This window comes from Amphritea sp. 1_MG-2023 (genome assembly GCF_030547545.1).
In the GTDB taxonomy this organism is placed as follows: domain Bacteria; phylum Pseudomonadota; class Gammaproteobacteria; order Pseudomonadales; family Balneatricaceae; genus Amphritea.
Genome location: NZ_JAUOQE010000018.1, coordinates 1 through 25,145, shown reverse-complemented (window position 1 = coordinate 25,145; position 25,145 = coordinate 1). Strand labels below are relative to the sequence as shown.

The 25,145-nt window shown below is 47.5% G+C and carries 24 protein-coding genes; 19 read left to right on the top strand and 5 right to left on the bottom strand.

Annotated elements, in window-relative coordinates; genetic code table 11:
- Nucleotides 1-36 precede the first annotated feature (36 nt).
- Together hmpA and Q4488_RS10870 are read left to right on the top strand one after the other, a co-directional pair.
- Nucleotides 37-1,242 carry an NO-inducible flavohemoprotein gene (gene hmpA, locus Q4488_RS10875; RefSeq protein WP_303580496.1) on the top strand — a complete coding sequence of 402 codons (1,206 nt, stop codon included), beginning with the start codon at nucleotides 37-39 and terminating at the stop codon, nucleotides 1,240-1,242.
- Between the two features lie 239 nt (nucleotides 1,243-1,481).
- A complete protein-coding gene (locus Q4488_RS10870) occupies nucleotides 1,482-1,910 on the top strand; it encodes an Rrf2 family transcriptional regulator (protein ID WP_303580495.1) in 429 nt (142 codons plus the stop codon).
- Nucleotides 1,911-1,914: 4 nt separating this feature from the next.
- Here the strand turns inward: Q4488_RS10870 and Q4488_RS10865 are convergent, their stop codons facing one another.
- Nucleotides 1,915-3,033, bottom strand: coding sequence for an anhydro-N-acetylmuramic acid kinase (locus Q4488_RS10865; protein ID WP_303580494.1), 1,119 nt, complete (start codon nucleotides 3,031-3,033; stop codon nucleotides 1,915-1,917).
- Nucleotides 3,034-3,059: 26 nt separating this feature from the next.
- On the bottom strand, nucleotides 3,060-4,412 hold the full coding sequence (locus tag Q4488_RS10860) for an OapA family protein (RefSeq protein ID WP_303580493.1): 1,353 nt from the start codon (nucleotides 4,410-4,412) through the stop codon (nucleotides 3,060-3,062).
- A gap of 295 nt (nucleotides 4,413-4,707) precedes the next feature.
- On the opposite strand from Q4488_RS10860, the gene tyrS reads away from it, so the two are divergent.
- Both tyrS and Q4488_RS10850 read left to right on the top strand, forming a co-directional pair.
- Nucleotides 4,708-6,006, top strand: coding sequence for a tyrosine--tRNA ligase (gene tyrS, locus Q4488_RS10855; RefSeq protein ID WP_303580492.1), 1,299 nt, complete (start codon nucleotides 4,708-4,710; stop codon nucleotides 6,004-6,006).
- A 147-nt stretch (nucleotides 6,007-6,153) separates the two neighbouring features.
- Nucleotides 6,154-7,686 (top strand): peptidoglycan-binding protein, encoded by a 1,533-nt coding sequence (locus Q4488_RS10850; protein ID WP_303580491.1) that lies wholly within the window; start codon nucleotides 6,154-6,156, stop codon nucleotides 7,684-7,686.
- Nucleotides 7,687-7,916: 230 nt separating this feature from the next.
- Here Q4488_RS10850 and Q4488_RS10845 read toward each other — a convergent pair whose 3' ends face one another.
- Entirely contained in the window at nucleotides 7,917-8,183 is a 267-nt protein-coding gene (locus tag Q4488_RS10845) for a hypothetical protein (RefSeq protein ID WP_303580490.1), read from the bottom strand.
- A 431-nt stretch (nucleotides 8,184-8,614) separates the two neighbouring features.
- Here Q4488_RS10845 and Q4488_RS10840 point away from each other — a divergent pair, with 431 nt between their 5' ends.
- The 4 genes from Q4488_RS10840 (at nucleotide 8,615) to Q4488_RS10825 (ending at nucleotide 12,405) form a co-directional block, all read left to right on the top strand.
- Entirely contained in the window at nucleotides 8,615-10,336 is a 1,722-nt protein-coding gene (locus Q4488_RS10840; RefSeq protein WP_303580489.1) for an acetolactate synthase 3 large subunit, read from the top strand.
- 2 nt (nucleotides 10,337-10,338) lie between these two features.
- Nucleotides 10,339-10,830 (top strand): acetolactate synthase small subunit, encoded by a 492-nt coding sequence (gene ilvN, locus Q4488_RS10835; RefSeq protein WP_303580488.1) that lies wholly within the window; start codon nucleotides 10,339-10,341, stop codon nucleotides 10,828-10,830.
- A 543-nt stretch (nucleotides 10,831-11,373) separates the two neighbouring features.
- Nucleotides 11,374-11,958, top strand: a complete 585-nt coding sequence (gene phnN / locus Q4488_RS10830; RefSeq protein WP_303580487.1) for a phosphonate metabolism protein/1,5-bisphosphokinase (PRPP-forming) PhnN — start codon at nucleotides 11,374-11,376, stop codon at nucleotides 11,956-11,958.
- Nucleotides 11,959-12,018: 60 nt separating this feature from the next.
- A complete protein-coding gene (locus Q4488_RS10825; RefSeq protein ID WP_303580486.1) occupies nucleotides 12,019-12,405 on the top strand; it encodes a thioesterase family protein in 387 nt (128 codons plus the stop codon).
- A 111-nt stretch (nucleotides 12,406-12,516) separates the two neighbouring features.
- Here the strand turns inward: Q4488_RS10825 and ilvY are convergent, their stop codons facing one another.
- The gene (ilvY, locus tag Q4488_RS10820) at nucleotides 12,517-13,389 is read right to left on the bottom strand and encodes an HTH-type transcriptional activator IlvY (RefSeq protein WP_303580553.1); all 873 of its coding nucleotides are present in this window, start codon (nucleotides 13,387-13,389) and stop codon (nucleotides 12,517-12,519) included.
- Between the two features lie 260 nt (nucleotides 13,390-13,649).
- Between ilvY and ubiM the strand changes: the two genes are divergently transcribed.
- From ubiM to Q4488_RS10790, 6 genes are all read left to right on the top strand, one after another.
- On the top strand, nucleotides 13,650-14,855 hold the full coding sequence (gene ubiM / locus Q4488_RS10815) for a 5-demethoxyubiquinol-8 5-hydroxylase UbiM (protein ID WP_303580485.1): 1,206 nt from the start codon (nucleotides 13,650-13,652) through the stop codon (nucleotides 14,853-14,855).
- A gap of 177 nt (nucleotides 14,856-15,032) precedes the next feature.
- Nucleotides 15,033-15,812 carry a CDP-diacylglycerol--serine O-phosphatidyltransferase gene (gene pssA, locus Q4488_RS10810; RefSeq protein ID WP_303580484.1) on the top strand — a complete coding sequence of 260 codons (780 nt, stop codon included), beginning with the start codon at nucleotides 15,033-15,035 and terminating at the stop codon, nucleotides 15,810-15,812.
- A gap of 747 nt (nucleotides 15,813-16,559) precedes the next feature.
- Nucleotides 16,560-17,672 (top strand): cytochrome c oxidase subunit II, encoded by a 1,113-nt coding sequence (coxB, locus tag Q4488_RS10805; RefSeq protein WP_303580483.1) that lies wholly within the window; start codon nucleotides 16,560-16,562, stop codon nucleotides 17,670-17,672.
- A gap of 4 nt (nucleotides 17,673-17,676) precedes the next feature.
- Complete coding sequence (ctaD, locus tag Q4488_RS10800; protein WP_303580482.1) at nucleotides 17,677-19,290, top strand: cytochrome c oxidase subunit I; 1,614 nt, start codon at nucleotides 17,677-17,679, stop codon at nucleotides 19,288-19,290.
- Entirely contained in the window at nucleotides 19,287-19,868 is a 582-nt protein-coding gene (locus Q4488_RS10795) for a cytochrome c oxidase assembly protein (RefSeq protein ID WP_303580481.1), read from the top strand. The genes ctaD and Q4488_RS10795 overlap by 4 nt, the downstream gene beginning before the upstream one ends.
- Entirely contained in the window at nucleotides 19,865-20,749 is an 885-nt protein-coding gene (locus Q4488_RS10790; protein WP_303580480.1) for a cytochrome c oxidase subunit 3, read from the top strand. The genes Q4488_RS10795 and Q4488_RS10790 overlap by 4 nt, the downstream gene beginning before the upstream one ends.
- Here Q4488_RS10790 and Q4488_RS10785 read toward each other — a convergent pair.
- The gene (locus Q4488_RS10785; protein WP_303580479.1) at nucleotides 20,723-20,965 is read right to left on the bottom strand and encodes a twin transmembrane helix small protein; all 243 of its coding nucleotides are present in this window, start codon (nucleotides 20,963-20,965) and stop codon (nucleotides 20,723-20,725) included. The two genes, Q4488_RS10790 and Q4488_RS10785, sit on opposite strands and share 27 nt — an antisense overlap.
- 56 nt (nucleotides 20,966-21,021) lie before the next feature.
- Here Q4488_RS10785 and Q4488_RS10780 point away from each other — a divergent pair, with 56 nt between their 5' ends.
- The 5 genes from Q4488_RS10780 to Q4488_RS10760 all read left to right on the top strand — a co-directional run bounded on the left by Q4488_RS10780 (nucleotide 21,022) and on the right by Q4488_RS10760 (nucleotide 24,835).
- Nucleotides 21,022-21,741 carry an SURF1 family protein gene (locus Q4488_RS10780; protein WP_303580478.1) on the top strand — a complete coding sequence of 240 codons (720 nt, stop codon included), beginning with the start codon at nucleotides 21,022-21,024 and terminating at the stop codon, nucleotides 21,739-21,741.
- Nucleotides 21,738-22,196 carry a hypothetical protein gene (locus Q4488_RS10775; RefSeq protein ID WP_303580477.1) on the top strand — a complete coding sequence of 153 codons (459 nt, stop codon included), beginning with the start codon at nucleotides 21,738-21,740 and terminating at the stop codon, nucleotides 22,194-22,196. The genes Q4488_RS10780 and Q4488_RS10775 overlap by 4 nt, the downstream gene beginning before the upstream one ends.
- 1 nt (nucleotide 22,197) lies before the next feature.
- Nucleotides 22,198-23,202, top strand: a complete 1,005-nt coding sequence (locus Q4488_RS10770; protein ID WP_303580476.1) for a heme A synthase — start codon at nucleotides 22,198-22,200, stop codon at nucleotides 23,200-23,202.
- The gene (gene cyoE, locus Q4488_RS10765) at nucleotides 23,195-24,097 is read left to right on the top strand and encodes a heme o synthase (RefSeq protein ID WP_303580475.1); all 903 of its coding nucleotides are present in this window, start codon (nucleotides 23,195-23,197) and stop codon (nucleotides 24,095-24,097) included. Before Q4488_RS10770 ends, cyoE begins: the two co-directional genes overlap by 8 nt.
- A gap of 132 nt (nucleotides 24,098-24,229) precedes the next feature.
- Entirely contained in the window at nucleotides 24,230-24,835 is a 606-nt protein-coding gene (locus Q4488_RS10760) for a Yip1 family protein (RefSeq protein WP_303580473.1), read from the top strand.
- The last annotated feature ends 310 nt before the right edge of the window (nucleotides 24,836-25,145 follow it).

The window sequence follows — 25,145 nt, the reverse complement described above, 5'->3', positions numbered from 1 at the left end:
CCATTAAATAATTCTATATCAACACTAAGGCTGTCTATGAAAACTGAGACTATCACGATCGTCAAAGCTACCGTGCCTGCTATTCAAGCATCAGGGGAAGCGATTACACAACACTTTTACCGGCTGCTATTTGCTGAAAACCCCGAATTGCAGCATGTCTTCAATATGGCGAGTCAAGCGAGTGGACGACAACAGTCGACACTGGCCGCGGCTATTTTGGGATATGCCGCGAATATCGATAATCTCGGTGCGCTAGGCGGCGTTGTAGAGAAAATTGCCGCGAAACATTTTAGCTTGGATATAACGCCGCCGCAGTACGATATTGTGGGTCGCAATCTGCTACGAGCGATTCAAGAAGTATTGGGCGATGAGGTCGTGACCGATGCCGTGCTGGCCGCATGGGCGGAGGCTTATCAGCAACTGGCGGATATTCTTATCGGTCGAGAAGCGCAACTCTATAGTCAAGCCGAAGCGGAAGGTTGGGCGGGTTTTAAAGCGTTTCACGTGACGCGTGAGGTTGATGAGAGCGATGAAATTCGTTCTTTTTATCTGAGTCCCGACGACGCTCAGCCGTTACCGAAATATCGCCCCGGTCAGTTCTTGAGTGTCAAAGTGACGAGCCCTGATTGGGCGTATGAAGAGATTCGTCAGTACAGCCTCTCGGATAGCTATCGCCCAGAGGGTTATCGAATCTCGGTTAAACGTGAATCATCTCCGTTAGCCGAGGTGCCGGATGGAAAGGTTTCACTCTACCTACATAATACGCTTAAAGTGGGCAGTCAGTTGGCCGTGCATATGCCCAGTGGTGATTTCTGTTTGAAACACAATGATCGTCCCGTGGTGCTTATTAGCGGTGGGGTGGGTGTCACGCCGATGCTGAGTATGTTGAATGATCTGTTACGAAGCAACGATACTCGTCACGTCACTTGGCTACAGGGAACCCGAAATCGTCAATCCCATGCGTTTGCCGAGCATATCGGCTGCCTCAAGCGAGATTACCCTCAGCTCACGACGGCGATTTTCTATGACGATCCGGCGGGAGCACAACAATCCCGTGATTATGATCATCAAGGCTATATTACGACTGAGTGGTTGAAACATTACTGTCCGGCGGATGCTGAGTTTTATTTTTGCGGCCCATTGCCGTTTATGCGGTTGATTCACAGTCAATTAAAAGACTTAGGTATCGATGATGAACAACTAAACTATGAAGTCTTTGGGCCAGGAGAGAGTGTTAACTGAGCGTGATAAAACTGATTTGCAAGAGTGCGACGGTGGCCGGCGTGATGTCGCTGTTTTTTTGCCTCAGCACTGATCAATTAAACCTGTGGGGAGTTCTTTATCCACAGGCCGCCGCCTTAGCAACCGGCTGTAATCTATTGTTGAGACGTTTATAGAGGCATCGACTATTGTGCGACTATGAAACGGGGTATAGTTATTTACCCCGTTTTTATTAATTTTTTGCCCGTGTTGGAGTGTCTATGAGACTGACGGCTTTTACCGATTTTGGTCTGCGAACATTGATGTATCTTGCTAGCTTGAAAGAGGATCAACTGAGCAGTGTGGCTGAGGTTGCAGGTGTTTATCGAGTGTCTCAGAGCCATATGGTCAAAGTGATCGGACAGTTAGCCAAACTGGGTTATGTTCAAACGATTCGAGGTAAAAATGGCGGGATTCGGTTGGCCGTTAAGCCTGAGCTGATCAATATCGGAGAGGTGATTGAACAGCTTGAAAATCATTTGGACGGTGTCGATTGCGTGACCACATCCTGTCAGTTAGTCGCCGGTTGCGAACTTAAGAATGCGTTGCTGAAAGGGATGCAGGCCTTTATCGATACGATGCGTCAATACACTCTCGCAGATATCATGCTCAATCAGCGTCAGTTAATTCCGCTCATCTCCGCGATGTGAGCGTTTAGACGCCACTGTTACCCCAATAAATGGCGCCTAATGGACGATAACCGGCTGCTCCAGTAACGCCGGGCTCGTTACCACTTTGATGATTGAGTGTCCTGTACGCGAGCCATGCAAATGCTGCTGCTTCAACCCAATCAGGGGCGAGGTTTAGGTCGCTGGTGGTCGTCAGTGAATGGGGTTTGAGTAGCTCAGTCAGACGTTTTTTCAATGTCTGATTATAACTCCCGCCGCCACACAGAAAAATCTGTAGATCATCGAGATGATGATTGAGGATAGCATCGGTAATAGAGCGAGCGGTTAATTCCAATAGGGTAGCTTGTACGTCCTCAGGCTTGGGTTGCGTTTCCAACGCCTTGAGAGACTGCTCGATCCAAGCGTGATTAAATTGTTCTCGGCCGGTACTTTTAGGCGCTGCTTCACTGAAATACGGGAGTGCCAACATCGCCTGTAAGAGTGGCGGGATAACCTCTCCGGTTGCCGCCCATTGGCCCTCTCGATCATAGTTTTTCTGCTGTTGCTGCTTGATCCAACTATCCATTAAAACATTGCCTGGGCCCGTATCGTAGCCGAGTACAGGTTTGTGGGCGGCTGCCTCAAGGATGGTTAGGTTCGCCATGCCACCGATATTCACCAGTATTCGATTGTGTTTCGGGTGACGAAAGAGTGCGCTATGAAAAGCGGGAACGAGCGGGGCACCTTGACCGCCGGCGGCCATATCCCGACGACGAAAATCAGCAACGGTGGTAATACCGGTGAGTTCCGCTATGCGGTTTGGATCGCCGATCTGTAAGGTGAAGTGGGCTTCGGGACGGTGACGAATCGTCTGACCATGACTACCGATCGCGACGATATCGGCACGTTCAAGCTGATGTCGATGAATCAGCTGGTTGACAGCCGTGGCAAATAATTCCGCTAACGCTAGATCTAGTCGGCCTAAGCGTTCAATCTCATTATCGGCGGGATTAAACAGTGCGAGTGTGGCAGCATGGATGGCGGCAGGAATGGGCTCGTTATGGCTGGCGATCAATTCAAATGTCGGTTCAAACCGCACCGCGACGGCATCAATACTGTCAAGGCTAGTGCCGGACATCAGGCCTATAAAAATCGGGGCATTCATGAAAGTTCCTGAGAGTCCGGTTGAGATTAGTCAGATAGTGAAGCCAATTGAGTCGCTTTGTAAGCTTCTAGCTGTGCCAGGCTCTGTTCAGCTACGCTGAAAAAATGCCCACGTTCAGCCTTATTTATAGGCGAGGCATGCGGTAACTTAACTGTTTGTGGGTTTTTATGGACGCCGTTAACTCGGAACTCGTAATGCAAATGAGGGCCCGATGCGAGACCGGTTTGACCGACATAACCAATCACATCCCCTTGTTGCACGCGACTGCCGTTTTTCTGGCCTTTACGGTAATTGCTCATATGCGCATAGAGGGTAGTGATATTGCCCCCGTGTTGCACGATAACACAGTTACCATAGCCGCCTTTTTTACCTCGCCAAATGATTTTCCCATCGCCGGACGCTTTGATCGGTGTGCCGGTGCGGGCTGCATAGTCGGTGCCTTTATGAGCTCGAGTAAGACCGAGCACGGGATGCTTGCGACGTGTTTTGAAGCTGGAGCTGATGCGAGCAAAGTCGACTGGGCTGCGTAAAAAGGCTTTACGCATACTGTCACCTTGAGGCGTGTAATAACGACTATTACCTTGACTATCGGTATAGCGGATAGCGGTATAGCTTTGACCTTGATTGACGAACTGAGCCGAGAGGATGTTACCTTCGCCTATTTTTTGGTTATCGAGAAATCGCTCTTCGTAGACCAGATTAAAATGATCGCCTTGACGCAGATCCAGTACGAAATCGATATCCCAGCCGAAGATGGCGGCTAACTCCATGATCATACGATCCGATAAGCCTGCCCGAGAGGCATCGAGAAATAGGGAGTTTTCGATAGAACCTTGAATAAAGCGTGGTTGGATATCGGGCTGCTTTTCGATCTCTTTAACCTCATAGCCCTGCTCGGAGGCGATAATCAATGAACTGTTGAGTTGATTACGGATATGTTTGAGCTTGTATAATTGCTGATCGTTAATAACAAAGCTGAGTGTTTGGCCTGGATAGATGCGTTTTAAGGCCTCGGTATCCTTGACCGCGGTACTCACAAGAAAGGCTTCTCGGCTGCTGAGCCCCGCCCGTTTAAAAATCGAGGTTAGCGTGTCCCCTTGACGCACGGTGAAATCCTGCCACACATCGGGGCTTTGTGGATAAGCCTGTTGTTGAGGCTGTTGTTGAATTTGTTGTTGCGATAGCGTTGATGTGCTGTCAGCAGTACTCGTTTTTAGAGGCAGAGGTTGTGCCGAGGTACTTGTCGCATTCAATACGGATGCGGGTGCATCTTGCGAAGGCATTAGCATGGCCGTTAGCGCAATAATCACCGTGCAGATAATGACTGCCGTCAGGTGAGTAACGGGAAGATGCTGTTTTAGACGCTTGATTATCAACACGCGGCTCTGCCTCAGTGGTTAAAAGTTATGCAAAGTATACCGGAAGCGAACAAATAATCGAAATATTCACATTATATCGGCGAAGAACAGTGTATATAGCAGTCAAACTGCCATTGATGGGAGACACGACTGTCTGTGAATCGCCGCCAATGGTTACTCAATAACGATCCGCGTGATTAACCGACCCGAATCTTAGCGTTGTTTCAGCATCATAGGTTTGTCGGATTTAATGTGGAAGGGTAGAATACGACCTCCAATAATGGCTACTTATTTTATGAAGGGTTAATAGAAGGCAATGACAGACAAAACACTGCTACAGGATTTGAATGCGCGCGGATTGATCGCGCAGATGACCAGTGAAGAAGAACTGGAACAACACCTGGCTGAAGGTTCTGTCACCCTTTATTGTGGCTTCGATCCAACCGCAGACAGTCTTCATATCGGTTCTTTGGTACCGCTGTTAGCGCTTAAACGTTTTCAGCAGGCGGGTCATAAGCCGCTGGCGCTGGTGGGCGGTGCGACTGGCTTGATCGGCGATCCTAGCTTTAAAGCTCAGGAACGCAAACTGAATGACGATGCCACCGTCTCGGGTTGGGTCGAAAAAATTAAAGGTCAGGTGAGTCAGTTTATCGATTTTGAGTGCGGCGCGAACAGTGCCGCCGTGGTCAATAATCTCGATTGGACGCGTGACATGGATATTCTGACGTTTCTACGGGATGTGGGTAAACACTTCTCGGTGAATCAGATGATCGCGAAAGAGTCGGTGAAACAGCGTATCGATCGTGAAGGTGAGGGTATCTCGTTTACCGAGTTCACCTATATGATTTTGCAATCCTATGACTATCAACAGCTGAACGTCAGCCATAACTGTACCTTACAGATTGGCGGTTCTGATCAGTGGGGCAACATCACCGGCGGAACGGAGCTGACACGACGGATGAACGGTAACAAGGCTTTTGGTCTGACGTTACCGCTGATTACTAAATCAGATGGCACTAAATTTGGTAAAACCGAGTCGGGTACCATTTGGCTGTCACCGACTAAAACCTCGCCTTATGCGTTTTATCAGTTCTGGCTGCAAACCGCAGATGCCGATGTTTATGCTTTCCTGAAATATTTTACTTTCTTATCGGTTGAAGCGATCGATGCGTTAGAAAAGTCAGATGCGGAGCGTGAGGGTCGTCCTGAAGCGCAGGCGGTATTGGCACGAGAAGTCACGCGTCTGGTACATGGCGAAGAGGGATTGACGGCGGCGATGCGAATTACTGAAGCACTGTTTAGCGGTAATCTGTCTGACCTAAACGAAGCTGATTTTGAACAGCTACAACTGGATGGCTTACCATCTTCTCGCTTAGTGGATATCGATCTGGCTGAAACACCGTTAACCACGCTGCTGAGTGATGCGGGTTTAGCGGCGTCAGGTAAGCAGATTAAAGATGCCCTGCAACGTAATGCGGTGATCATCAACGGTGTTGAGAAAGGCATGGATGACAATATGCAAGCGGCCACGATTTTTACCGCAGCGAATGGCACCTATCAGCGCTTTTTCCTAGTTAAACTTGGTAAGAAAAAGCATCACCTCTTTTCTATCTGATAACGATCGCTAACGAAAAACGCGCTATTCGCAAGAATGAGCGCGTTTTTTTTGTCGTTTTTGCGGGTATTAGCCTAATGGTGCATAGCAGTAGTGGATTTATGTTCTACCTTTATAAGACAAAAAATAATTTTATGAGGGGGATGTATGAAAATTACATCGCATCATGTCTTTCGTCTGACAGGCTTAAGTGCCGCTATTTTTCTGGCTGCATGTAGCACTCAAACGCCACAGACCACGGCTGTTTTCGATCCTGTAGAGTTAGAACAGCGTAATCAAAACCTAATCGATAAAGAGAAAGCGTTGGCACAACGGGAAGCGATGCTCGCCGATAAAGCCGCCAGTCAAGGGGTGGGAAGTGAGCCCTTACTACCGCCCGCAGCCAAATCGGGTGAGTGTTATGCTCGGGTTTGGGTGGAACCAGAGTATCAAACGTATACCGAGACGGTATTAGTCAAAGAGGCGGGGCAGCGCGTTGAAGTCGTGCCCGCGCAATATCAAACCGTGACTGAGCGTCTCATGGTGCAACCGGCGAGCTTCAAAATGACACCGGTGCCTGCCAAGTATGATGTCGTTAAAGAACAGAAACTGATACGTGAAGCCGAGCAAGTCTGGCGCATCGATAAAAGCTTAAACAGTGCTCCTGCTAGCCAGAACTTACTAGCGGCAGCGGCATCACACGGTATTGATCTTGATGCGGCTAAGCCAGGCATGTGTTTTCACGAGCACTATGTGCCTGCCGAGTTTGAGCAGGTCAAGGAAACGGTTTTAACTCGCGAAGCTTACGAAAAAGTGAGCGTCGTGCCAGCGAAATATCGTTGGGTTGAAAAGCGCGTCATGGTGAAAGAAGCCAGTAGTCGTATTCAAGAGATACCGGCGCAATATAAAACGATGACCGAACAGGTTGTCGATGTGCCTGCCCATACGGTATGGAAAAAAGGCACGGGGCCGATTCAGAAGATTGATCAGGCCACCGGTGAAATTATGTGTTTGGTTGATATCCCAGCCACTTACAAAACAGTTTCTCGTGAGGTGTTGGTAACACCGGCTAGTACACGCACGATTGAGATACCTGCTGAGTATAAAACAGTGAAAGTACAAGAGCTGGTTTCTGAAGCGCGGGAACAGCGGATGGCAGTGCCTGCGGAGTATTCAGATGTCGCGTTAACCAAAAAAGTGCATGATTATGAGTTTGATTGGCATGAAGTTCACGATATGACGCATCCGAGCAGTACGCGTACGGGTAATAAAATCTGTCTAACTGAAACACCGGCTCAATATAAGACCGTTGAGCGTACCGTTGTTGTTCAGCCTGCGGGCTTCAAGCGAATGGATATTCCAGAAAAATATGAAACGGTTGAAGTGACTAAGCTTGCTGTCGCGGCTCAGGAAAAACGTTTTGAGATTCCCGCCGAATATAGGACGGTCACACTCAGTAAGTTGGATAAAGAGGGCTATATGGAGTGGCGCTCAATTTTGTGTGATACCAATATGACCACTACGAATATCAGCCATATTCAAAAAGCACTACTGGATGATGGCTTTGACCCCGGTCGTATTGATGGCGTGATTGGTCGTAAGACGATGTCTGCGGTTAATGACTTTCAGCGAGCGAATGACCTACCGGTTGATGAATATATCAATATGGAGACGGTGAAGGCGCTAGGTATCCGTTTGTAATCGAGTACTGCTGAGTCTAAAGCGCCCTGTTTTTCAGGGCGTTTTTGTGTCTGTGACAGAGATAAAATGACGGCGATGGTTCATCTTAGGAAAACTCTTGATGTGGCGGTGATGGCTCTGAGACGGAGGAGGTCTCTGGCTTAGTTATAGGCTTAGTCAGGGAAAATGAGGGGTTGAAAGCAGGGTGGGAATCCCCGCTATCAGGTTGATCTAGTTTGAGGACGGTTGGCTTAATACAGCGCTTTTTCGTCGCGAACCAAATCTTTTAACATCTCTAGAAATAGGCTATCTGCTTCGCTGTGTTCCAGTGGAATTTTGATGCTAGTGGTGGCGGACAGTTCATCGGCAATTTTTACATTGGCATGCTTTTCGTCGATATGTTTACGGGTGATTTCTAGTGCGGTTTGACAGATATCTGGCTCTACCATTATTTTGCGTAATACCAGCACAAATTCATTTAATGCGCGTTCCTTGTTTTTAATTTCCGCAGTGTTCATGCAACGATCTCCGACTCGAAAAATATCTATGGTTAGCTAATTTTACTTTTTTTCACTATAGCATTGTCATTGCCGAGTCGGCAGTCTTGAGTGATACAACTGAAGAATATTTGTTTTATCATCGCTGTTCTCTTGATCATTTCATAATCTACTGTCAGAATGACGCCACAATTTTGTTGTTTCTGCACTAAGTAGGTTACCCCGAAGCAGAAACTTGATAAGCACACCCAGCTTATCTTCCCGGGTTTACAGTGTGTACCCACACGTAATCATCGGATGAAGAGTTGCTTTTGCCTTTCTCTGATCGTATCGGTCACCTTCGCAAAAGCCTGCTGGTTGATGTTATTTCTCACCAGTAGGCGCGTCATAACATCCTCCAGTATCAGATTTTTATATACATGCCTCTGTGCGTGTAATTTGAGGATACTATTGTGGAACAACTTTCAGGCGGCGAAATGGTTATTCGCGCCCTTAGAGATGAGGGTGTGAAACACATCTACGGCTATCCCGGTGGCGCATTGCTGCACATTTATGATGCCTTGTTTCAGCAGGACGATGTGCAGCATGTTTTAGTACGCCATGAGCAAGCGGCCACCCATATGGCTGATGCGTATGCTCGTGCTACCGGTAAGGCAGGTGTGGCGCTGGTGACTTCTGGCCCAGGTGCGACCAATGCGGTGACCGGTATTGCCACGGCATACATGGATTCAATACCGATGGTGGTGATTACCGGCCAAGTCATGAGTACATTGATCGGTGAAGATGCGTTCCAAGAAACCGATATGATCGGCGTCTCCCGTCCCGTTGTTAAGCATAGTTTCAGTGTTCAGAATCCTGAAGAGATCCCTTCTATTATCAAGAAGGCATTCCATATTGCGGAAAGTGGTCGTCCTGGACCGGTTGTGGTCGATGTGCCTAAAGATATGACCAACCCAACGGATCGTTTTAACTACGAATACCCGAAAAACATTAAACTGCGTTCTTATAATCCCGTTAGTCGTGGTCACAGTGGTCAGATTAAGAAAGCCATTGATATGGTGTTGGATGCCAAGCGTTTGGTTATCTATAGCGGTGGTGGTGTTATTTTAGGTGATGCCAGCCAAGAGTTAACCGAGTTAGCGCAGCTGTTGAATGCACCGGTGACGAATACCCTGATGGGATTAGGCGGCTATCCAGGTACCGATCGCCAGTTTATCGGTATGTTGGGTATGCACGGTAGCTATGAAGCCAATATGGCGATGCATCATGCGGATCTGATTTTGGCGGTGGGTGCGCGTTTTGATGACCGAGTAACCAATGGCGTCGATAAGTTCTGTCCCACGGCGAAGATTATTCATGTGGATATCGATCCAGCTTCTATTTCTAAAACCATCAAAGCTGATGTGCCGATCGTTGGGCCTGCTAAGCATGTGCTGAGTGAGATGGTTTCTCTGGTTAAAAACAGCAAGAAGCAACCAGAGAAGGGGGCTATTGATGCGTGGTGGAAACAGATTGATGAGTGGCGGACACGTCATGGAGGTCGTTATCTGACCGATGATTCTGAGAAGATGAAGCCGCAACAGGTTATCGAGATGCTCAGCAAGGTCACGGGCGGAGACGCTTATATCTGTTCTGACGTTGGTCAGCATCAGATGTTTGCCGCGCAATATTATAAATTCAATAAACCTAATCGTTGGATTAACTCTGGCGGCCTAGGCACCATGGGCTTCGGTTTACCGGCGGCGATGGGCGTGAAGATGAACTTCCCAGATGAAGAGGTCGTTTGTGTTACCGGCGAAGGTAGCATTCAGATGAATATTCAAGAGTTATCCACTATTAGTCAGTACAACATTCCACTCAAGGTTATCTGCTTAAATAACCAGTCTTTGGGGATGGTACGTCAGTGGCAGGATATGAACTATGAATCACGTCACTCTCATTCGTATATGGAGTCTTTGCCGGACTTTATCAAACTGGTTGAAGCCTATGGCCACGTTGGTATGAAGGTGGATAAATATGAAGATCTAGAAGCGGCGATGACGAAAGCGTTTGCGATGAAAGATCGGATGGTATTTATGGATATCACCGTGGATCCGTTTGAGCATGTATACCCGATGCAGGTACCACGTGGCTCTATGCGTGATATGTGGTTGAGTAAGACGGAGAGAACCTGATCATGAGACATATTATTTCTGTGCTGATGGAAAACGAGCCTGGCGCATTGTCCCGCGTTGTGGGATTGTTCTCTCAGCGAAACTTTAACATTGAGTCGCTTACCGTTGCCCCGACAGAAGATTCAACACTGTCTCGCCTGACGGTGACTACTATTGGTAGTGATCGAGTAATCGAGCAGATTACTAAGCAGCTTAATAAGCTAATCGATGTGGTCAAAGTGGTTGATTTGACTGAAGGTGATCATGTCGAGCGTGAATTGATGATGATTAAGCTGAAAGCCAGTGGTCAGATGCGTGCTGAGATTAAGCGGACTGCGGATATTTTCCGGGGCCAGATTATCGATGTAACGCCGACTACTTATACCGTGCAGCTGACCGGCGCGAGTGATAAATTGGATGCCTTTATCGACACTCTCGGCACCGCCCATATTATGGAAGTAGTGCGTACGGGTGTTTCCGGTTTGTCGCGTGGTGAGAAGGTATTGAGCCTGTAATCACTGACGCGAATAGGGTTATTTAAAAGCCGCTCATTGAGCGGTTTTTTTTGCTCAGTACGGGCCCTGAAGTGATTACGTTGAGCGACCCGTTAGCGATAGCTAGGCTATCGTTACCTGCAGGATAGCGGTAAGGCTAACATGTTAGGGAAGATGCGAATAAGTCAATTACGCCTCTGGCTTACAGAGAAGCTGGAGGTCAAGGCAACAGTTACAGGCATACTGGTTGTACGTCGAAAAATGTTAACGCTGAGATCCTGTTTCTCTGAAAGCCCCGAAGGGCGGATATTAGAATGGTCATCTACTTTGTCAGCCAGCTTGAAAAGGTCCAGACATTTCGCTGCACTGGCTTTCGGTATCTGGCCATTCTAATGTCCGCAGAGAACATAACGGACTTATTCGCACCTTCCTTAGTGAGGCAGTGCGTAAGCGATTGTTTGTGGCTTGCTGTCGGTGTGGCGAGTTAATCAGGGCTGGTGTTTCCATTTTAAGCGTATTATTCTTGAACTCTTAATAACCGGTATAGAATTCAGAGACCATCCTATGAGTGGAAAGCTGCTCTATCTGGTGGGCGCTTCAGGCAGCGGTAAAGATAGTTTGCTTGAGGGGTGCCGTCAGCGTCTACAGGCGAGTCATCGTTGTTTTGTTGCCCACCGTTATATCACCCGAGCGCCAAATATTGGCGGTGAAAATCATATCCACCTATCCCCTGATGAGTTTGATATGCGTGCCAGTATGGGGATGTTTGCCATGCAATGGTATTCTCATGATTATAGCTATGGCATCGGCTCAGAAATCGATAATTGGTTAGCGAAGGGGGTGAATGTCGTTATTAATGGCTCCCGTGAATATCTACAAATTGCTCAGCATGCTTACCCGAACTTGATTCCGGTGCTGGTTCAGGTCGATGAAGAGCAACTGCGTCAACGGCTGATTGAACGAGGACGAGAAAGTGAAGCTGAGATTATTAAGCGATTGAATCGGCATCGACAGTTTGTTGATAGCCTGCCGAGTAATATTTTGAAAATTGATAATAATGCGAATTTACAGGCCGGCGTGGATGCATTGTTGACGATTATTAACTCGCTAGCGCCTGAATCGGTTCAACCGATTCGCTCAACTCACTAGTTATAATTGATGTTTAACAGGGTGCTATGACAGCACCCTTTTTTGGTGATGAGGTTTTCAATGTTCGGTATCGATATGAGCGTCAGGGATTATGAGCTAGATATGCAGGGTATCGTGAATAACGGTGTCTATTTTAATTATCTTGAGCATGCTCGACATGCCTTTCTGCTGCAGAGCGGCATCGATTTTGCGGCATTGACTAACGCGGGTATTCATTTAGTGGTGATTCGTTCCGAGCTGGATTACAAAGCGTCATTAAAGAGTGGCGACGCTTTTCGCGTTGAAGTCGAGTTAGAGCGTATCAGTAAAGTGAAATTTGGCTTTCGTCAGCGAGTGGTTCGCATTGAAGATGAGAAGGTCTGTCTGACAGGATTAGTTATCGGCACCGCCTTAAATCATCGCGGACGGCCGCATATCCTGCCGGAGATGACCGCTCTGCTTGATTAATGAGACACTTACCGTTTCCGTTGTCGTACTGAGCGAAGCAACGTTTGTGAGTGAATAACCTGAGTAGTGAGTGCGTTTAAGAGGGCTTTGATCGTCTGCATCGGTTGAGCATCAACGGACCTGAGACCAAAAAGCTGAGATTAACGGACTCTGAAGTTTCTTCTTGAGCGTAATCAGTCCTACATCATAGGCTTTCAATTCTGGCTTGATGGGTAGGATGCGGACTCTAGACGCCAGCGGACTGTTTTCCAATACGATTTTGGGGACAACAGCCACGCCGAAGCCTAGGCTGACCATACTCACAATCGCTTCATTGCCGGCCACTTGTGCATAGATTTTTGCTTTAGTACCGCGTGTTTTAAACCACTGATCAACTCTTTTTCGTGAAACGCCTTCTTCAGATAAAATCATCGGTACCGCTGACCAATCAATCGGCTCTTTAAGCATTGAGTCGAGTAAAGGATCTTGCTGCGGAGCAATAAAGACCAGTGGTGAGAGCGCCATATGTTTAAACGATAGATTGCTCGGAAGTGTATCAGTACGAGCGGCGATGGTGATATCGTCAGTACCACTGATCACCCGCTGAATGGCGCTTTCGGGGTCACCTGTATGCAATTTGATTTCGATTTTGGGGTGTTGTCGGCGAAAATTATTGAGCATATCGTAGAGAAAGCTATAGCTTGCGGTGACCGAACAATACACACTGATTTCGCCTTGTAACTCTTGTGCTTCCTCGAGCAGAGAACGACGTATTACATCCCATTGTATTAAGGCTTCTCGCGCATATTCCTGAAACCTCTCGCCTTCGCGGGTTAACTTGACTGAGCGATTATCGCGCTCAAATAGTTGTACGCCGAGCGTCTCTTCCATCTGCTTGATGCTGCGAGTTAAGGCCGAAGGGCTGATATGACAAGCCTCACTGGCACGGCCGAAGTGCAGCGTATCACACAGACGGATAAAAAATTTAAGCGAGCGGGTATCCATAAATGAGATCAGCTTATGTATTGCAATATATGAAATGTATTTTTGCATATAGAGCGGTTTCTGCAATCAGTTTTTATCTCCGTAGCATTTCTGTTCGTAGAACTTATGCCCGTAGAGTATGGCAGCATTTTTTACATTAGGATGGTCGCCGTGATTTATTAAATGAGCTTGATCTGGATTAGGGAAATTCGTCTGCTTTGGGAGTAACGTTGAACGCCATATTCCAATGGCTATGGCGCATCAGCGCTCAGAGGTTTTGCATGAAGTATGACATCATTATTATTGGCGCGGGCCCCGCAGGCTTGAGTTTTGCTCGATCACTGGGCGAGACTTCATTAAATGTATTAGTCGTGGATCGTGCGTCTCTCAGTGTGTTGCAGAGCCCGCCGGAAGATGGTCGTGAAATCGCATTAACGCATTTTTCCTTAGCCTCCATGAAAGCGGCGGGGGCTTGGCAGCAGCTAGCGGTAAACGATGTATCACCTATTTGTGCGGCGAAAGTACTGGATGGGAACTCGCGTTATACGCTGGACTTCAATAATGAGAATACCGATCTCGATGCGCTGGGTTATTTGGTCCCCAACGATAAAATTCGTAAAGCTTATTATGAGGTTGTAGCAGGACTCGCGAATGTCGAGCTGTTAACAGACACCACCGTTGCAGAGGTCGGTAGTGATGCGCATCATGCTTGGGTGCAGTTGACTAACGGAGAGCGTTTGGAATGTGATCTACTGGTCTCAGCGGACAGTCGTTTTTCAGGCACGCGGCGTCAAATGGGCTTGCCTGTCAGTATCAAAGATTTCTCTCGTACGGCTATTGTGTGTCGTATGGAGCACACCGAGTCACATCATCAAACGGCATTTGAGTGTTTTCATTATGGTCGCACCGTGGCCATTCTCCCGATGACGGGTAACCTGTCATCGATTGTTGTCACGGTTTCGAGTAAGGACGCCGAGAAGGTATTCAATATGAGTGCTGAGGCTTTCGCCGCGGATATTGAACAGCGTTTGCAGGGGCAGTTGGGTAGCATGAAACTGTATGGCGATCGTCATCTTTATCCGCTGGTGGCCACTCATGCGAATCAGTTTGTCAGTCAACGATTTGCGCTGATTGGCGATGCAGCCGTTGGTATGCATCCGGTGACGGCTCATGGATTTAATTTAGGTTTGAGAAGTCAGGAAAGCTTAACAAAAGAGATTAAAGAAGCGCTCAGTCGAGGGATGGATATCGGTTCTAATCGTGTTCTACAGCGATATCAGCGCCGCCATATGCGGCTGACTCGACCGCTTTATATGGGCACTAATATCGTGGTGGGATTGTTTACCAATGATCATGTTGTCGCCAAAGCTGCTCGTAAAGCCACATTACGGGTAGCGAATAATTTTGCGCCATTAAAGCGAGCCATCACTCGAAAGTTAACGGAGAAGCGGGTTGCTCGACCCTTCTTTTTGCCCGGATTTAAGTAACCCGTCTGCCTCAGCAACAAGGCATGTCGATGCGTTTCGTTTGTAAGAATAAAGGCCACACTCATCGCTGTTATGTTTGATGCAAATACGTAAAGCGACTGGCTAGCGATAGCTTTCCGTTATGCGGAAAAGTAGAATAACAGCACATTTTGTGAATCCATTGGTGTAAACAGCTCTATGAACAGCCCACAGGGAAATGAATCAGAACAATCCGATCAATTAAATCAAGAATCGACCGACCCAAAACCTCGCAGCCGAGGGATATATTTACTGCCTAACCTGTTCACGACAGGCGCACTCTTTTGTGGCTTTTATGCCGTTGTCGCGGGCATGAATGGCGTGTTTGATAATGCGGCAATCGCGATTTTTGTGGCGATGGTGCTGGATGGTCTGGATGGTCGTGTTGCGCGTTTGACGAATACGCAGAGTGCCTTTGGTGCCGAATATGATTCGTTGGCCGATATGGTCTCTTTTGGTGTCGCGCCTGCCTTGGTCAGCTTTAGTTGGGCCTTGAGTGGTGCGGGTAAGTTTGGTTGGTTCTGCGCCTTTATCTATGTTGCTGGGGCCGCGTTGCGTCTGGCGCGTTTTAATACTCAGATTGGCTCTGTCGATAAACGTTACTTTATTGGTCTGCCAAGCCCTGCAGCCGCGGCAGCGATTGCCGGTTTAGTGTGGGCTTGTGTCGAATTTGATATTGATGTGAGTAACATGATTTATCCGATTGCGATCTATGTGGCTTTGATGGGCGTGCTGATGGTCAGCAATGTGCTTTACTATAGTTTCAAAGATGTGGATCCAAAAGGAAAAATCCCGTTCATGATTCTGTTGGTGATCGTGCTGACGATCGGTGTGATATCAATCAGTCCGTCTATTTTTCTTTGGTTACTGCTACTCGGTTATTCATTATCGGGTCCAGTGCTTTGGTTATTACGTAAGCGTAAGACACTCAGTAGTTAGATGCTTGTAGGCTAGCAGAGGGTTGCTTCGAATAGATATAAGCGTAATCACGGTCAATCGATTCAACCCTCTGAGATGACGCCTGAACCTATTTATCGAAATCGACGTCGTTTAATGCAAGCAGCGTTATCGATGACTGCGCTGCCTGTATGGGGTTCACTAAACGTCCCTATATTATAGTGGGTTGGCTAGCGTTGTTGATGATATTACCGCTAGCGATAACATCGACTCAAGGAATGCAGCGGCGGTTAGGGAAGCGCTGCGTTATCTCATTTATCCCGCCAGTTTGTTGGCGCTGCTGTATTTCATCTGACAGATTCGTTCTGACTGCTCACCGCAACTCATATTTACCGTTCTGTTGATGGTTTTACTGAGGTGTCGGTTGTTTCTCAAACGATGCCGTTGAATCTTATCGTCTGGATATGCGCGGTTGATCGGCTCTTAAGTACCGCTTTTTAGCATCATCTTTGAATAGCTATGTGGTTAGTTCGCTAAGCAGTGGTGTGCTAGGGTCTCGATACTGTATCGATAAGTTATGTTCTAAATATTGATTTTTGATGAATTTGAATGCGATATCGGGGGCGTTGCAGATACTCTGACAGAGGGGCTTTTTTCTTGCACTTTCAAATCTACTGCTATACTGGCTGATAACCAAGTGATCAACTCGGATAACGGAATCGCATAACAGGGATCATTGATAGGCTTGGTTTATTGCTGTTGAATACTCGACGGCAAGGAGGCTTAGGAATGATACGTATCGACAGAGTGCTGCTGTTGACGAGTGTATGTTATGTGCCGTTAGTGTCAGCAGAGTGGCAGGTTAATTTGATTGAAGGGGCGACGGATATCAGTCGCTCTGTCTATGACCTGCATATGATCATCTTTTACATTTGTGTCGCCATCGCGGTGGTGGTGTTCGGCATTATGTTTTGGTCGATCATTTGGCATCGTAAATCCCGCGGCGCTAAAGCGGCGCACTTCCATGAAAGTACTTGGGTCGAAATTATCTGGACCATCATTCCGGTGGTCATTTTGGTGTCGATGGCCGTCCCTGCCAGTACCACGCTTATTCAGATGTATGACAAGAATAACGCCGATCTTGATATTCAGATTACCGGTTATCAATGGAAGTGGCGCTATAAATATCTTAATCAAGATATCGACTTTTTTAGTTCACTGACGACCCCTCAAGAGCAGATTAATAATCAGCAAGCCAAAAGCGAACATTATTTATTGGAAGTGGATAAACCATTAGTCATTCCGGCGGGTAAAAAGGTGCGTTTTCTGCTGACATCAAACGATGTGATTCACTCTTGGTGGGTGCCTGCGTTAGCGGTGAAAAAGGATGCAATTCCGGGATTCATCAATGAATCTTGGACATTGGTGGATGAGCCGGGCATTTATCGGGGGCAGTGTGCTGAATTGTGTGGTCGAGATCATGGCTTTATGCCGATTGTGGTTGAGGTTAAATCGCCAGCAGATTATCAGTTATGGCTTGCCGAACAGGCTAACTTGAAAGTTGCAGAGCAGCAGTCGGCTCAGCGTCAGATGAGTCAGGCAGAGTTAATGGCGCAGGGAGAGCAGGTTTACAAAGCCCGCTGTGCCGCTTGTCATCAGCCTGAAGGGCAGGGCATTCCGGGTGTTTTTCCCGGGTTAGTGGGTAGCAAACTGATGACAGGCGATGCGGCTGAACACATCAATGTGGTTCTGTTTGGGCGATCCGGCACTGCAATGCAGGCATTTGGCGAACAGTTGAGTGTGGTGGACTTGGCATCGGTTATCACCTACGAGCGTAATGCTTGGGGTAATCAGGGCGGTAGCGTGACAGTTCAACAAATCAATGCATTGTTGAAGGAGTAGGCTGATGGGTAACGTAGAACAGGTGGTTCACAGTGCGGGACATCATGGCCCAGCAAAGGGGCTTACTCGCTGGCTTTTTACCACCAATCATAAAGATATCGGTACACTTTATCTGTTATTTAGTCTGACCATGTTCTTTGTTGGCGGTTGCATGGCGTTAACGATTCGGGCTGAACTGTTTCAACCGGGTTTACAGCTGATAAGGCCAGAGTTCTTTAATCAGATGACCACCTCACACGGCTTGATTATGGTGTTTGGTGCGGTGATGCCTGCTTTTGTCGGCTTAGCGAATTGGTTAATTCCAATCATGATTGGCGCGCCGGATATGGCCTTGCCGCGGATGAATAATTGGAGCTTTTGGATCTTACCGTTTGCCTTCGCGATGATGCTATCAACATTGTTGATGGAGGGGGGCGGACCTAATTTTGGTTGGACTTTTTACGCCCCGCTGTCGACGACTTATGCCCCGCCTAGCGTGACCTTTTTTATTTTCGCTGTGCATATGATGGGTATCAGCTCCATTATGGGTGCGATCAATGTGATTGCGACCATTCTTAATATGCGTACCCCCGGCATGAAATTGATGGATATGCCGTTATTCGTCTGGACCTGGCTGATTACGGCTTTTTTATTGATCGCCGTCATGCCAGTATTGGCGGGCGTGGTGACCATGATGTTAATGGATATTCATTTTGGTACGAGCTTCTTCGATGCCGCCGGCGGTGGCGATCCGGTGTTATTTCAGCATGTGTTTTGGTTCTTTGGGCATCCTGAGGTCTATATCATGATCTTGCCCGCCTTCGGGGTGGTGTCAGAAATCATCCCTACTTTTGCTCGTAAACGATTGTTTGGTTATACCTCCATGGTGTATGCCACCGCCTCAATTGCGTTGCTCTCGTTTATTGTTTGGGCACACCATATGTTTGCTGTGGGTATGCCTTTAGCTGGTGAGCTGTTTTTTATGTACACCACGATGCTAATAGCAGTGCCGACTGGAGTGAAAATATTTAATTGGGTGGCGACGATGTTTCGTGGCTCGATGACCTTTGAAACACCCATGTTGTTTGCGTTGGCATTTGTGGTGCTGTTCACTATCGGTGGTTTTTCGGGACTCATGTTGTCAATCGCGCCGGCGGATTTTCAATATCATGATACCTATTTTGTCGTCGCGCATTTCCATTATGTACTGGTACCCGGTTCCGTGTTCTCGATTATGGCTGCGGCCTATTATTGGCTGCCTAAATGGACGGGGAATATGTACAACGAAACGATGGGCAAGTTGCACTTTTGGCTTTCTTTTATCGGCGTTAATGTCACTTTTTTCCCCATGCATTTTCTTGGCTTGGCGGGTATGCCGCGAAGAATTCCTGATTATGCTCTGCAATTTGCCGACTTTAATATGGTGGCGACGTTGGGTGCCTTCCTGTTTGGTCTGTCTCAACTACTGTTTGTTTATAATGTTGTTTGTTGTATTCGCTCCGGTAAAAAAGCCAGTAATGAGGTTTGGGAAGGTAGTCATGGACTTGAATGGACGCTGTCATCGCCGCCGCCATATCACTCATTTATTGAACCGCCGATTTTCAGTCATCCCTATAAGGATGGCCATCGAGGTGAATGATGAATCTACGACAACAACGCAATCGCTCTCTACTCGTTAAGCTGCTAGTCAGTACGGTGCTGATGTTCGGTTTTGGTTTTCTATTGGTGCCGTTATATGACGTGTTTTGCGATATTACTGGCTTAAATGGCAAGTTGCAGAATACCGGAGCGTTGACGCAGGCGTATCCAATTAATCAGCAGCGTCAGGTTCGAGTACAGTTTCTTGCCGTGAATAATGAGGCGATGCCTTGGACGTTACGTCCTGCAAGGTCTGAAATATCGGTTCATCCCGGTGAAATGACACAGACAGCCTTTATGGCTGTTAATCCAACCAATAGACCTATGGTCGCGCAGGCGATACCCAGTGTGGCGCCATCTGCCGCGGCTAAATATCTGCATAAAGTCAATTGTTTCTGCTTTGAACAGCAACCATTGGGGGCAGGTGAAGAGCAGGAGATGCCTCTGGTGTTTATGGTGGATGACGAGTTGCCGGACTACATCCAAACCATCACACTTTCCTATACCTTGTTTGATATCACCCCTGAGCTTAGGCCGGCTAATGATGTTGTGAATTCAGCAACAAGGAGTGCCCTATGAGTCATCAAACTTATTATGTGCCGGCGCAAAGTCGCTGGCCAATTTTTGCTTCGATCGCGCTTTTTTTAATGGCATATGGCGCTGGAGCATTGATGAATGCGCTGAGCGCTAAATCGGATACTGCGCTGGGATTAAGCCTCTTGATCGGAGGGCTACTGTGCATGGGGCTAATTATGACTGGCTGGTTCAGTCATGTGATCGATGAGAGTCGCAGAGGGCTTTATTCAGTTCAAATGGATCGCTCATTTCGTTGGGGAATGAGTTGGTTTATCTTTTCAGAAATTATGTTTTTCGCCGCTTTTTTTGGGGCGCTTTTTTATGTCAGAAATTTATCGGTTCCTTGGCTGGGCGGCGAAGGGGAAAAGGGCGTAGCTAATATGTTATGGCAGGGGTTTGAAGCCTCTTGGCCGTTGATGAAGACTCCAGATATGGCCGCTTATCCTGGTCCTTCGGGGGTTATTGATCCACTGCATCTGCCTCTTATTAATACGCTGTTACTGCTAAGTTCCAGTGTAACGGTCACATTAGCGCATTACCGCTTAAAGCAGAATCGCCGTCCACAAGTCGTTCTGTGGTTGGCGCTTACTATCGTTCTAGGCTCAGTATTTATTGTCTTTCAGACAATGGAGTACGCTGAAGCGTATCAAACGTTGGGTTTAACGCTGCAGGCTGGTATCTATGGTGCCACTTTTTTTATTCTGACGGGTTTTCATGGCGTGCATGTCACCCTCGGTACACTGATGTTAATGGTGATTCTATTACGCGTCATACGAGGACATTTTTCCCCGGATAACCATTTTGGCTTCGAGGCGGTTACATGGTATTGGCACTTTGTTGATGTTGTTTGGCTAGGGTTATTCCTGTTTGTCTATCTGATGTGATGCGGCATTCACTGGGAAAGGGGTTCTCAGTAAAAGCTCTCCACTGTAGAAGCCGATTGAAATCATCAGCAGTAGCAAGGCCGCTAAGACAACGCGTAAAAGCAAGGATTTCAAGGTGCGTTGAGAACGACTCTGATCTTTGAACAAAAAATACATAGCCGTAAAGAGGCTAATAATGATGAGAATAAAAATAATAACAATCAGGATCTTAAACATAATCAATACTCTTGCATGGTTGAATCAAGCGAGACGTAACGTGGAGCAAGGTCTTATTGAGTAAAGTTCAGCGCATACCGCTTAGCAAGTGGTTAATGATTATTCTTGCCTTGTTATTGATTGCATTATTGCTATGGCTAGGTGGGTGGCAGTTGCAGCGTGCGAAAGAAAAACAGCAGTTACTCGAGCAGTGGAATCGAGCCCATATTGATCTGACGGTGCTGCCTAACCCCGATCATGCTGAAGCCGTTGGGGTGAAATTAGCGGGCTACTTTCTAACCGATGTGATCTATCTTTTAGATAATAGAACGCGAGAGGGGCAAGTTGGGTATGAGGTAGTGGTTGTCTTTCGTATCGATAAAGCAGAGCAGAGGGAGACGCCACTCGTGTTGATTAATTTAGGCTGGATTAAAGGCAGTCAGTATCGAGATCAATTACCGGCGATTGAATTACCTGATGGACCTCAGGAGATCGTAGGCCGATTGATAACGCCTCTGCCAGCGGTTCAACTTCACTCGGATGATTGGCAAGACGCTGGCCATGTGAGGATTCAGCAGTTGGATATGGCAAGGTTAAGTGCTCGACATCCAAACTTATATCCAGCCATTATGCGTATTGATAAACCGTTGTTACCACAGCTAAGTGTCGGCTGGCCGGTGGTAAGAATGTCACCGCAACGGCATATAGGTTATGCGGTGCAATGGTTTGGTTTGGCCATGGTGTTAATGGTTGGATGTGGTTGGTTGATCTGGCAGCAAAGACGGGAGAGGCTATGAATAGCAAAGGTTATCCGCGAACGGTCTTTTGGTTAGTGTGGGCGGTGGCGTTCATCCCCTTAATCGGTGCATCACTGGCTTATTATTCAGACTGGCGTCCCGTGCAGCAGATTACCAGAGGCGAACTGTACTCTCCGGGCGTGAAGCTTAATGATGTGCTCGTTGTGGAGTCGGGAGCGACAATCGAGGGAAGCTGGCAGTTAATTCTGTTAGTCGATAAAGATTGCGCTGATGAGTGTCGTCGCTGGCAAGAGGTGCTACCTAGCTTGCAGACCTCATTGGGTAAAGATAGTGATCGATTACATTGGCAGCGAATTGAATCTCGTGACTTAGGTGCAGGTCTATTATTGGCAGATCCACTCGGTTTTATGGTGACTCGCTACAGCTTATCGCTGCCTCCTCAAGCCATTATTAAAGACCTAAAGCGTTTATTGCGGATATCGAAGGTGGGATGAGATGAAGACTAACCGCCCACTTTTAATCTGCTATGTGGCGATTGTGCTGACGGTATTAGTTATTTTTATGGGCGGCTGGACCCGTATCATGGATGCGGGGTTAGGTTGCCCGGACTGGCCCGGTTGTTTTGGTCAACTAACGGCGCCTATTTCTCAGCAGCATATTGACGCGGCGCAAGACAACTTTGTGGGTGTTGAAGTTGATGCCGTCAAAGGTTGGATTGAAATGGTGCATCGCTATATGGCAACAACACTTGGATTATTGGTGATGTTATTGGTAGTTATGGCGTGGCGGCGTCGTAGACAGGTAGGTTACCCCGTTAGATTATCGTTCATTTTATTGTTGCTAGTGGTTTTGCAGGGCGTGTTTGGTATGTGGACGGTAACTTTAAAGCTGCTGCCGCCAATTGTCTTGGGGCATCTGCTGGGCGGCTTATTAACCTTGACGCTGCTGATTGTACTCGCAGGTAAGATTCGAGCGATGAGTAACACAGGTCATCGGAGCTCTCACCGGAGCTCTCACCGCGGGCTGATGCGTGTGGCGGTGCTGATTCTGTTCGTGCAGATATTGCTGGGCGGTTGGACCAGTGCCAATTATGCGGGGTGGGCCTGCACCCATTGGTTTAGCTGTATTGCAGGGCAGAGTACAGAATTAGATTTTGCCACAGGCTTTAGTTTTAACCTAGAGGCGGATCAAAATCATCAAGGCGGCACACTTTCTCAGTCAGCCCGAGCGGCGATTCAGATGGTGCATCGAGCCGGTGCGGTCGTTGTGAGCATCGTTATATTACTGGTCGGCATATTGGCTTTACAGCATCGAGCTAGTCGGCGGCCTGCGAGTTTGCTGTTAGCGTTGCTAATTGCACAACTCTGGTTAGGTGGCGCGAATGTGATTTATGGCATACCAACGCTACTGGCATGGTTGCATCATGTCGGCGCGGTGTCGTTATTGCTCTGCTTACTCTGGCTGAAATCCTGTTACCGAGAGGAGATACGCTATGAATAATAGTCAACCAAGAGTTATCGTTGAAACGCTTATCTGGCGTGATTATCTAGAGCTTTGTAAGCCCAGAGTGGTTGCGGTGATGTTATTGACCGCCGTGGTGGGTATGTGTTTGGCCTCGAGCAGTTTTCCACCGCTTACTATTGTTATCAGTGCCACACTGGGTATCGGTCTGATGGCATCGGGTGCGGCGGCAGTCAATCATGTTATGGATCAAAATATTGACGCAAAGATGGCAAGAACCCAGCGTCGCCCTTTACCGCAAGGAAAAATAAGCGAGACTCGGGCGCTATTGTTTGCATCATGTTTGTCTCTCTCGGGTATCGCTGTATTAATCATCGGGACTAATTTATTAACAGCTTGGTTAACATTGGGCGCTCTGATTGGTTATGCGCTTATATATACGATGCTACTAAAGCGGGCGACCCCCTTGAATATTGTTATCGGTGGTATTGCCGGCGCCGCACCTCCGCTACTGGGTTGGGTCGCTGTGACAGGACAGATTGAGCCTGACAGTTTGCTGCTGATGTTAATTATTTTTGCTTGGACGCCGCCGCATTTTTGGGCTTTGTGTCTGCATAAAAAAGAGGATTATGCTCGTGCAGGTGTGCCTATGCTGCCGGTAACCCATGGCGAGCAATATACTAGGCTGCAGATTTTGCTCTATACGGTATTAATGGTGTTGACGACATTGTTTCCATTTATGACGGGCATGAGTGGGCTGGTGTACTTGATTGGCGTGACGTTATTAAATTTGAGATTTATGCAGTGGGCGGTGAGAGTGTTTTTGGCCAAAGAGCATGCCGCCCCGATGGCGATGTTTTGGTATAGCGTGAAATATATTATGTGGTTATTTGTCGTGTTATTGGTTGATCATTACATAATCAGTCTACACTAAGTAAAACGAATCAATTTTAAGTACTCATATGAGTACTTTAGTGACACATCAAACCGGAACCTTAAGGAGAGCACGGTTACTCAAACACTAAAATGAGGCCGATAATAAAACTTGGCCTAGGAGGAATGACCTATGTTTCTGCAGCATATGTGGGGTGTAATCTACGACCCTAAGCATGAGTGGCGAGATATTCGCAAAGAGCAATACTCGATGATGCACTGCTTCTTGGCACAAATAAGCATTTTAGCCGCCATCCCGGCGTTATCTCTGTTTATCGGCACAACGCAAGTGGGCTGGAGTATCACGGGAGGGGATTTCGTTAAACTGACAATGCAAAGTGCGTTGATGGCGGCAGTGGCTTTTTATGTTGCGATGTGGGTTGGCGTAGGCTTTATTGCCTATGTTATCCATTGGATGGAACGCACCTATGGAGGTAAGGTTAGTCTGGATGAATGCATGGTACTAGCAACCTTCACGGCGACACCCATGTTCATGGCGGGTATTGTTGGCTTATACCCTGTGTTGTGGCTCAATGTTATTGTTGGCATGGTGGCCGTGGCTTATACGGTTTATCTGCTGTTCACTGGTGTTCCAGAAATAATGCAAATCCCTGAAGATAGGGCGTTCTTCTTTGCTTCATCCATTCTGACGGTGGGACTATGTGTGTTAGTCGGGTTGTTGGCGGTCACCGTGATCCTATGGAGCACTGTCGTGCCTTTGAGTTACGTGAGTAGCTAATAATCAACGCGGTTGGACAATTTAGACACTAACATAAGCAAGCATAAAACCGCCGTCAGGCGGTTTTATGGTTTTAGGGATCGATCAGCCTACATAAGCCCGTTCTGCTTATCAACAGCATCGCTATTACGCTTATTAAGGGGCTTCGCTAACGGCAAGTGAGTCGAGCAGCGCTATTGAGTAGTGCTATATAGCGCCGCGTGGTTAAAGAATTCGCCGTTTTTCATAAATTATTCACTTTTTCGTGCTGTCCCTGTTGACTCTCTGCCTGTCCGGTGTAGAATGCGCCTCCTCGCTTGAGACAGCCACC

Bases quoted from the DNA above. Each gene is read 5' to 3' on its own strand.
- hmpA (WP_303580496.1), top strand. From the start codon at position 37: ATGAAAACTGAGACTATCACGATCGTCAAAGCTACCGTGCCTGCTATT.
- Q4488_RS10870 (WP_303580495.1), top strand. From the start codon at position 1,482: ATGAGACTGACGGCTTTTACCGATTTTGGTCTGCGAACATTGATGTAT.
- Q4488_RS10865 (WP_303580494.1), bottom strand. From the start codon at position 3,033: ATGAATGCCCCGATTTTTATAGGCCTGATGTCCGGCACTAGCCTTGAC.
- tyrS (WP_303580492.1), top strand. From the start codon at position 4,708: ATGACAGACAAAACACTGCTACAGGATTTGAATGCGCGCGGATTGATC.
- Q4488_RS10850 (WP_303580491.1), top strand. From the start codon at position 6,154: ATGAAAATTACATCGCATCATGTCTTTCGTCTGACAGGCTTAAGTGCC.
- Q4488_RS10845 (WP_303580490.1), bottom strand. From the start codon at position 8,183: ATGAACACTGCGGAAATTAAAAACAAGGAACGCGCATTAAATGAATTT.
- ilvN (WP_303580488.1), top strand. From the start codon at position 10,339: ATGAGACATATTATTTCTGTGCTGATGGAAAACGAGCCTGGCGCATTG.
- phnN (WP_303580487.1), top strand. From the start codon at position 11,374: ATGAGTGGAAAGCTGCTCTATCTGGTGGGCGCTTCAGGCAGCGGTAAA.
- Q4488_RS10825 (WP_303580486.1), top strand. From the start codon at position 12,019: ATGTTCGGTATCGATATGAGCGTCAGGGATTATGAGCTAGATATGCAG.
- ilvY (WP_303580553.1), bottom strand. From the start codon at position 13,389: ATGGATACCCGCTCGCTTAAATTTTTTATCCGTCTGTGTGATACGCTG.
- ubiM (WP_303580485.1), top strand. From the start codon at position 13,650: ATGAAGTATGACATCATTATTATTGGCGCGGGCCCCGCAGGCTTGAGT.
- pssA (WP_303580484.1), top strand. From the start codon at position 15,033: ATGAACAGCCCACAGGGAAATGAATCAGAACAATCCGATCAATTAAAT.
- coxB (WP_303580483.1), top strand. From the start codon at position 16,560: ATGATACGTATCGACAGAGTGCTGCTGTTGACGAGTGTATGTTATGTG.
- ctaD (WP_303580482.1), top strand. From the start codon at position 17,677: ATGGGTAACGTAGAACAGGTGGTTCACAGTGCGGGACATCATGGCCCA.
- Q4488_RS10795 (WP_303580481.1), top strand. From the start codon at position 19,287: ATGATGAATCTACGACAACAACGCAATCGCTCTCTACTCGTTAAGCTG.
- Q4488_RS10790 (WP_303580480.1), top strand. From the start codon at position 19,865: ATGAGTCATCAAACTTATTATGTGCCGGCGCAAAGTCGCTGGCCAATT.
- Q4488_RS10785 (WP_303580479.1), bottom strand. From the start codon at position 20,965: ATGTTTAAGATCCTGATTGTTATTATTTTTATTCTCATCATTATTAGC.
- Q4488_RS10775 (WP_303580477.1), top strand. From the start codon at position 21,738: ATGAATAGCAAAGGTTATCCGCGAACGGTCTTTTGGTTAGTGTGGGCG.
- Q4488_RS10770 (WP_303580476.1), top strand. From the start codon at position 22,198: ATGAAGACTAACCGCCCACTTTTAATCTGCTATGTGGCGATTGTGCTG.
- cyoE (WP_303580475.1), top strand. From the start codon at position 23,195: ATGAATAATAGTCAACCAAGAGTTATCGTTGAAACGCTTATCTGGCGT.
- Q4488_RS10760 (WP_303580473.1), top strand. From the start codon at position 24,230: ATGTTTCTGCAGCATATGTGGGGTGTAATCTACGACCCTAAGCATGAG.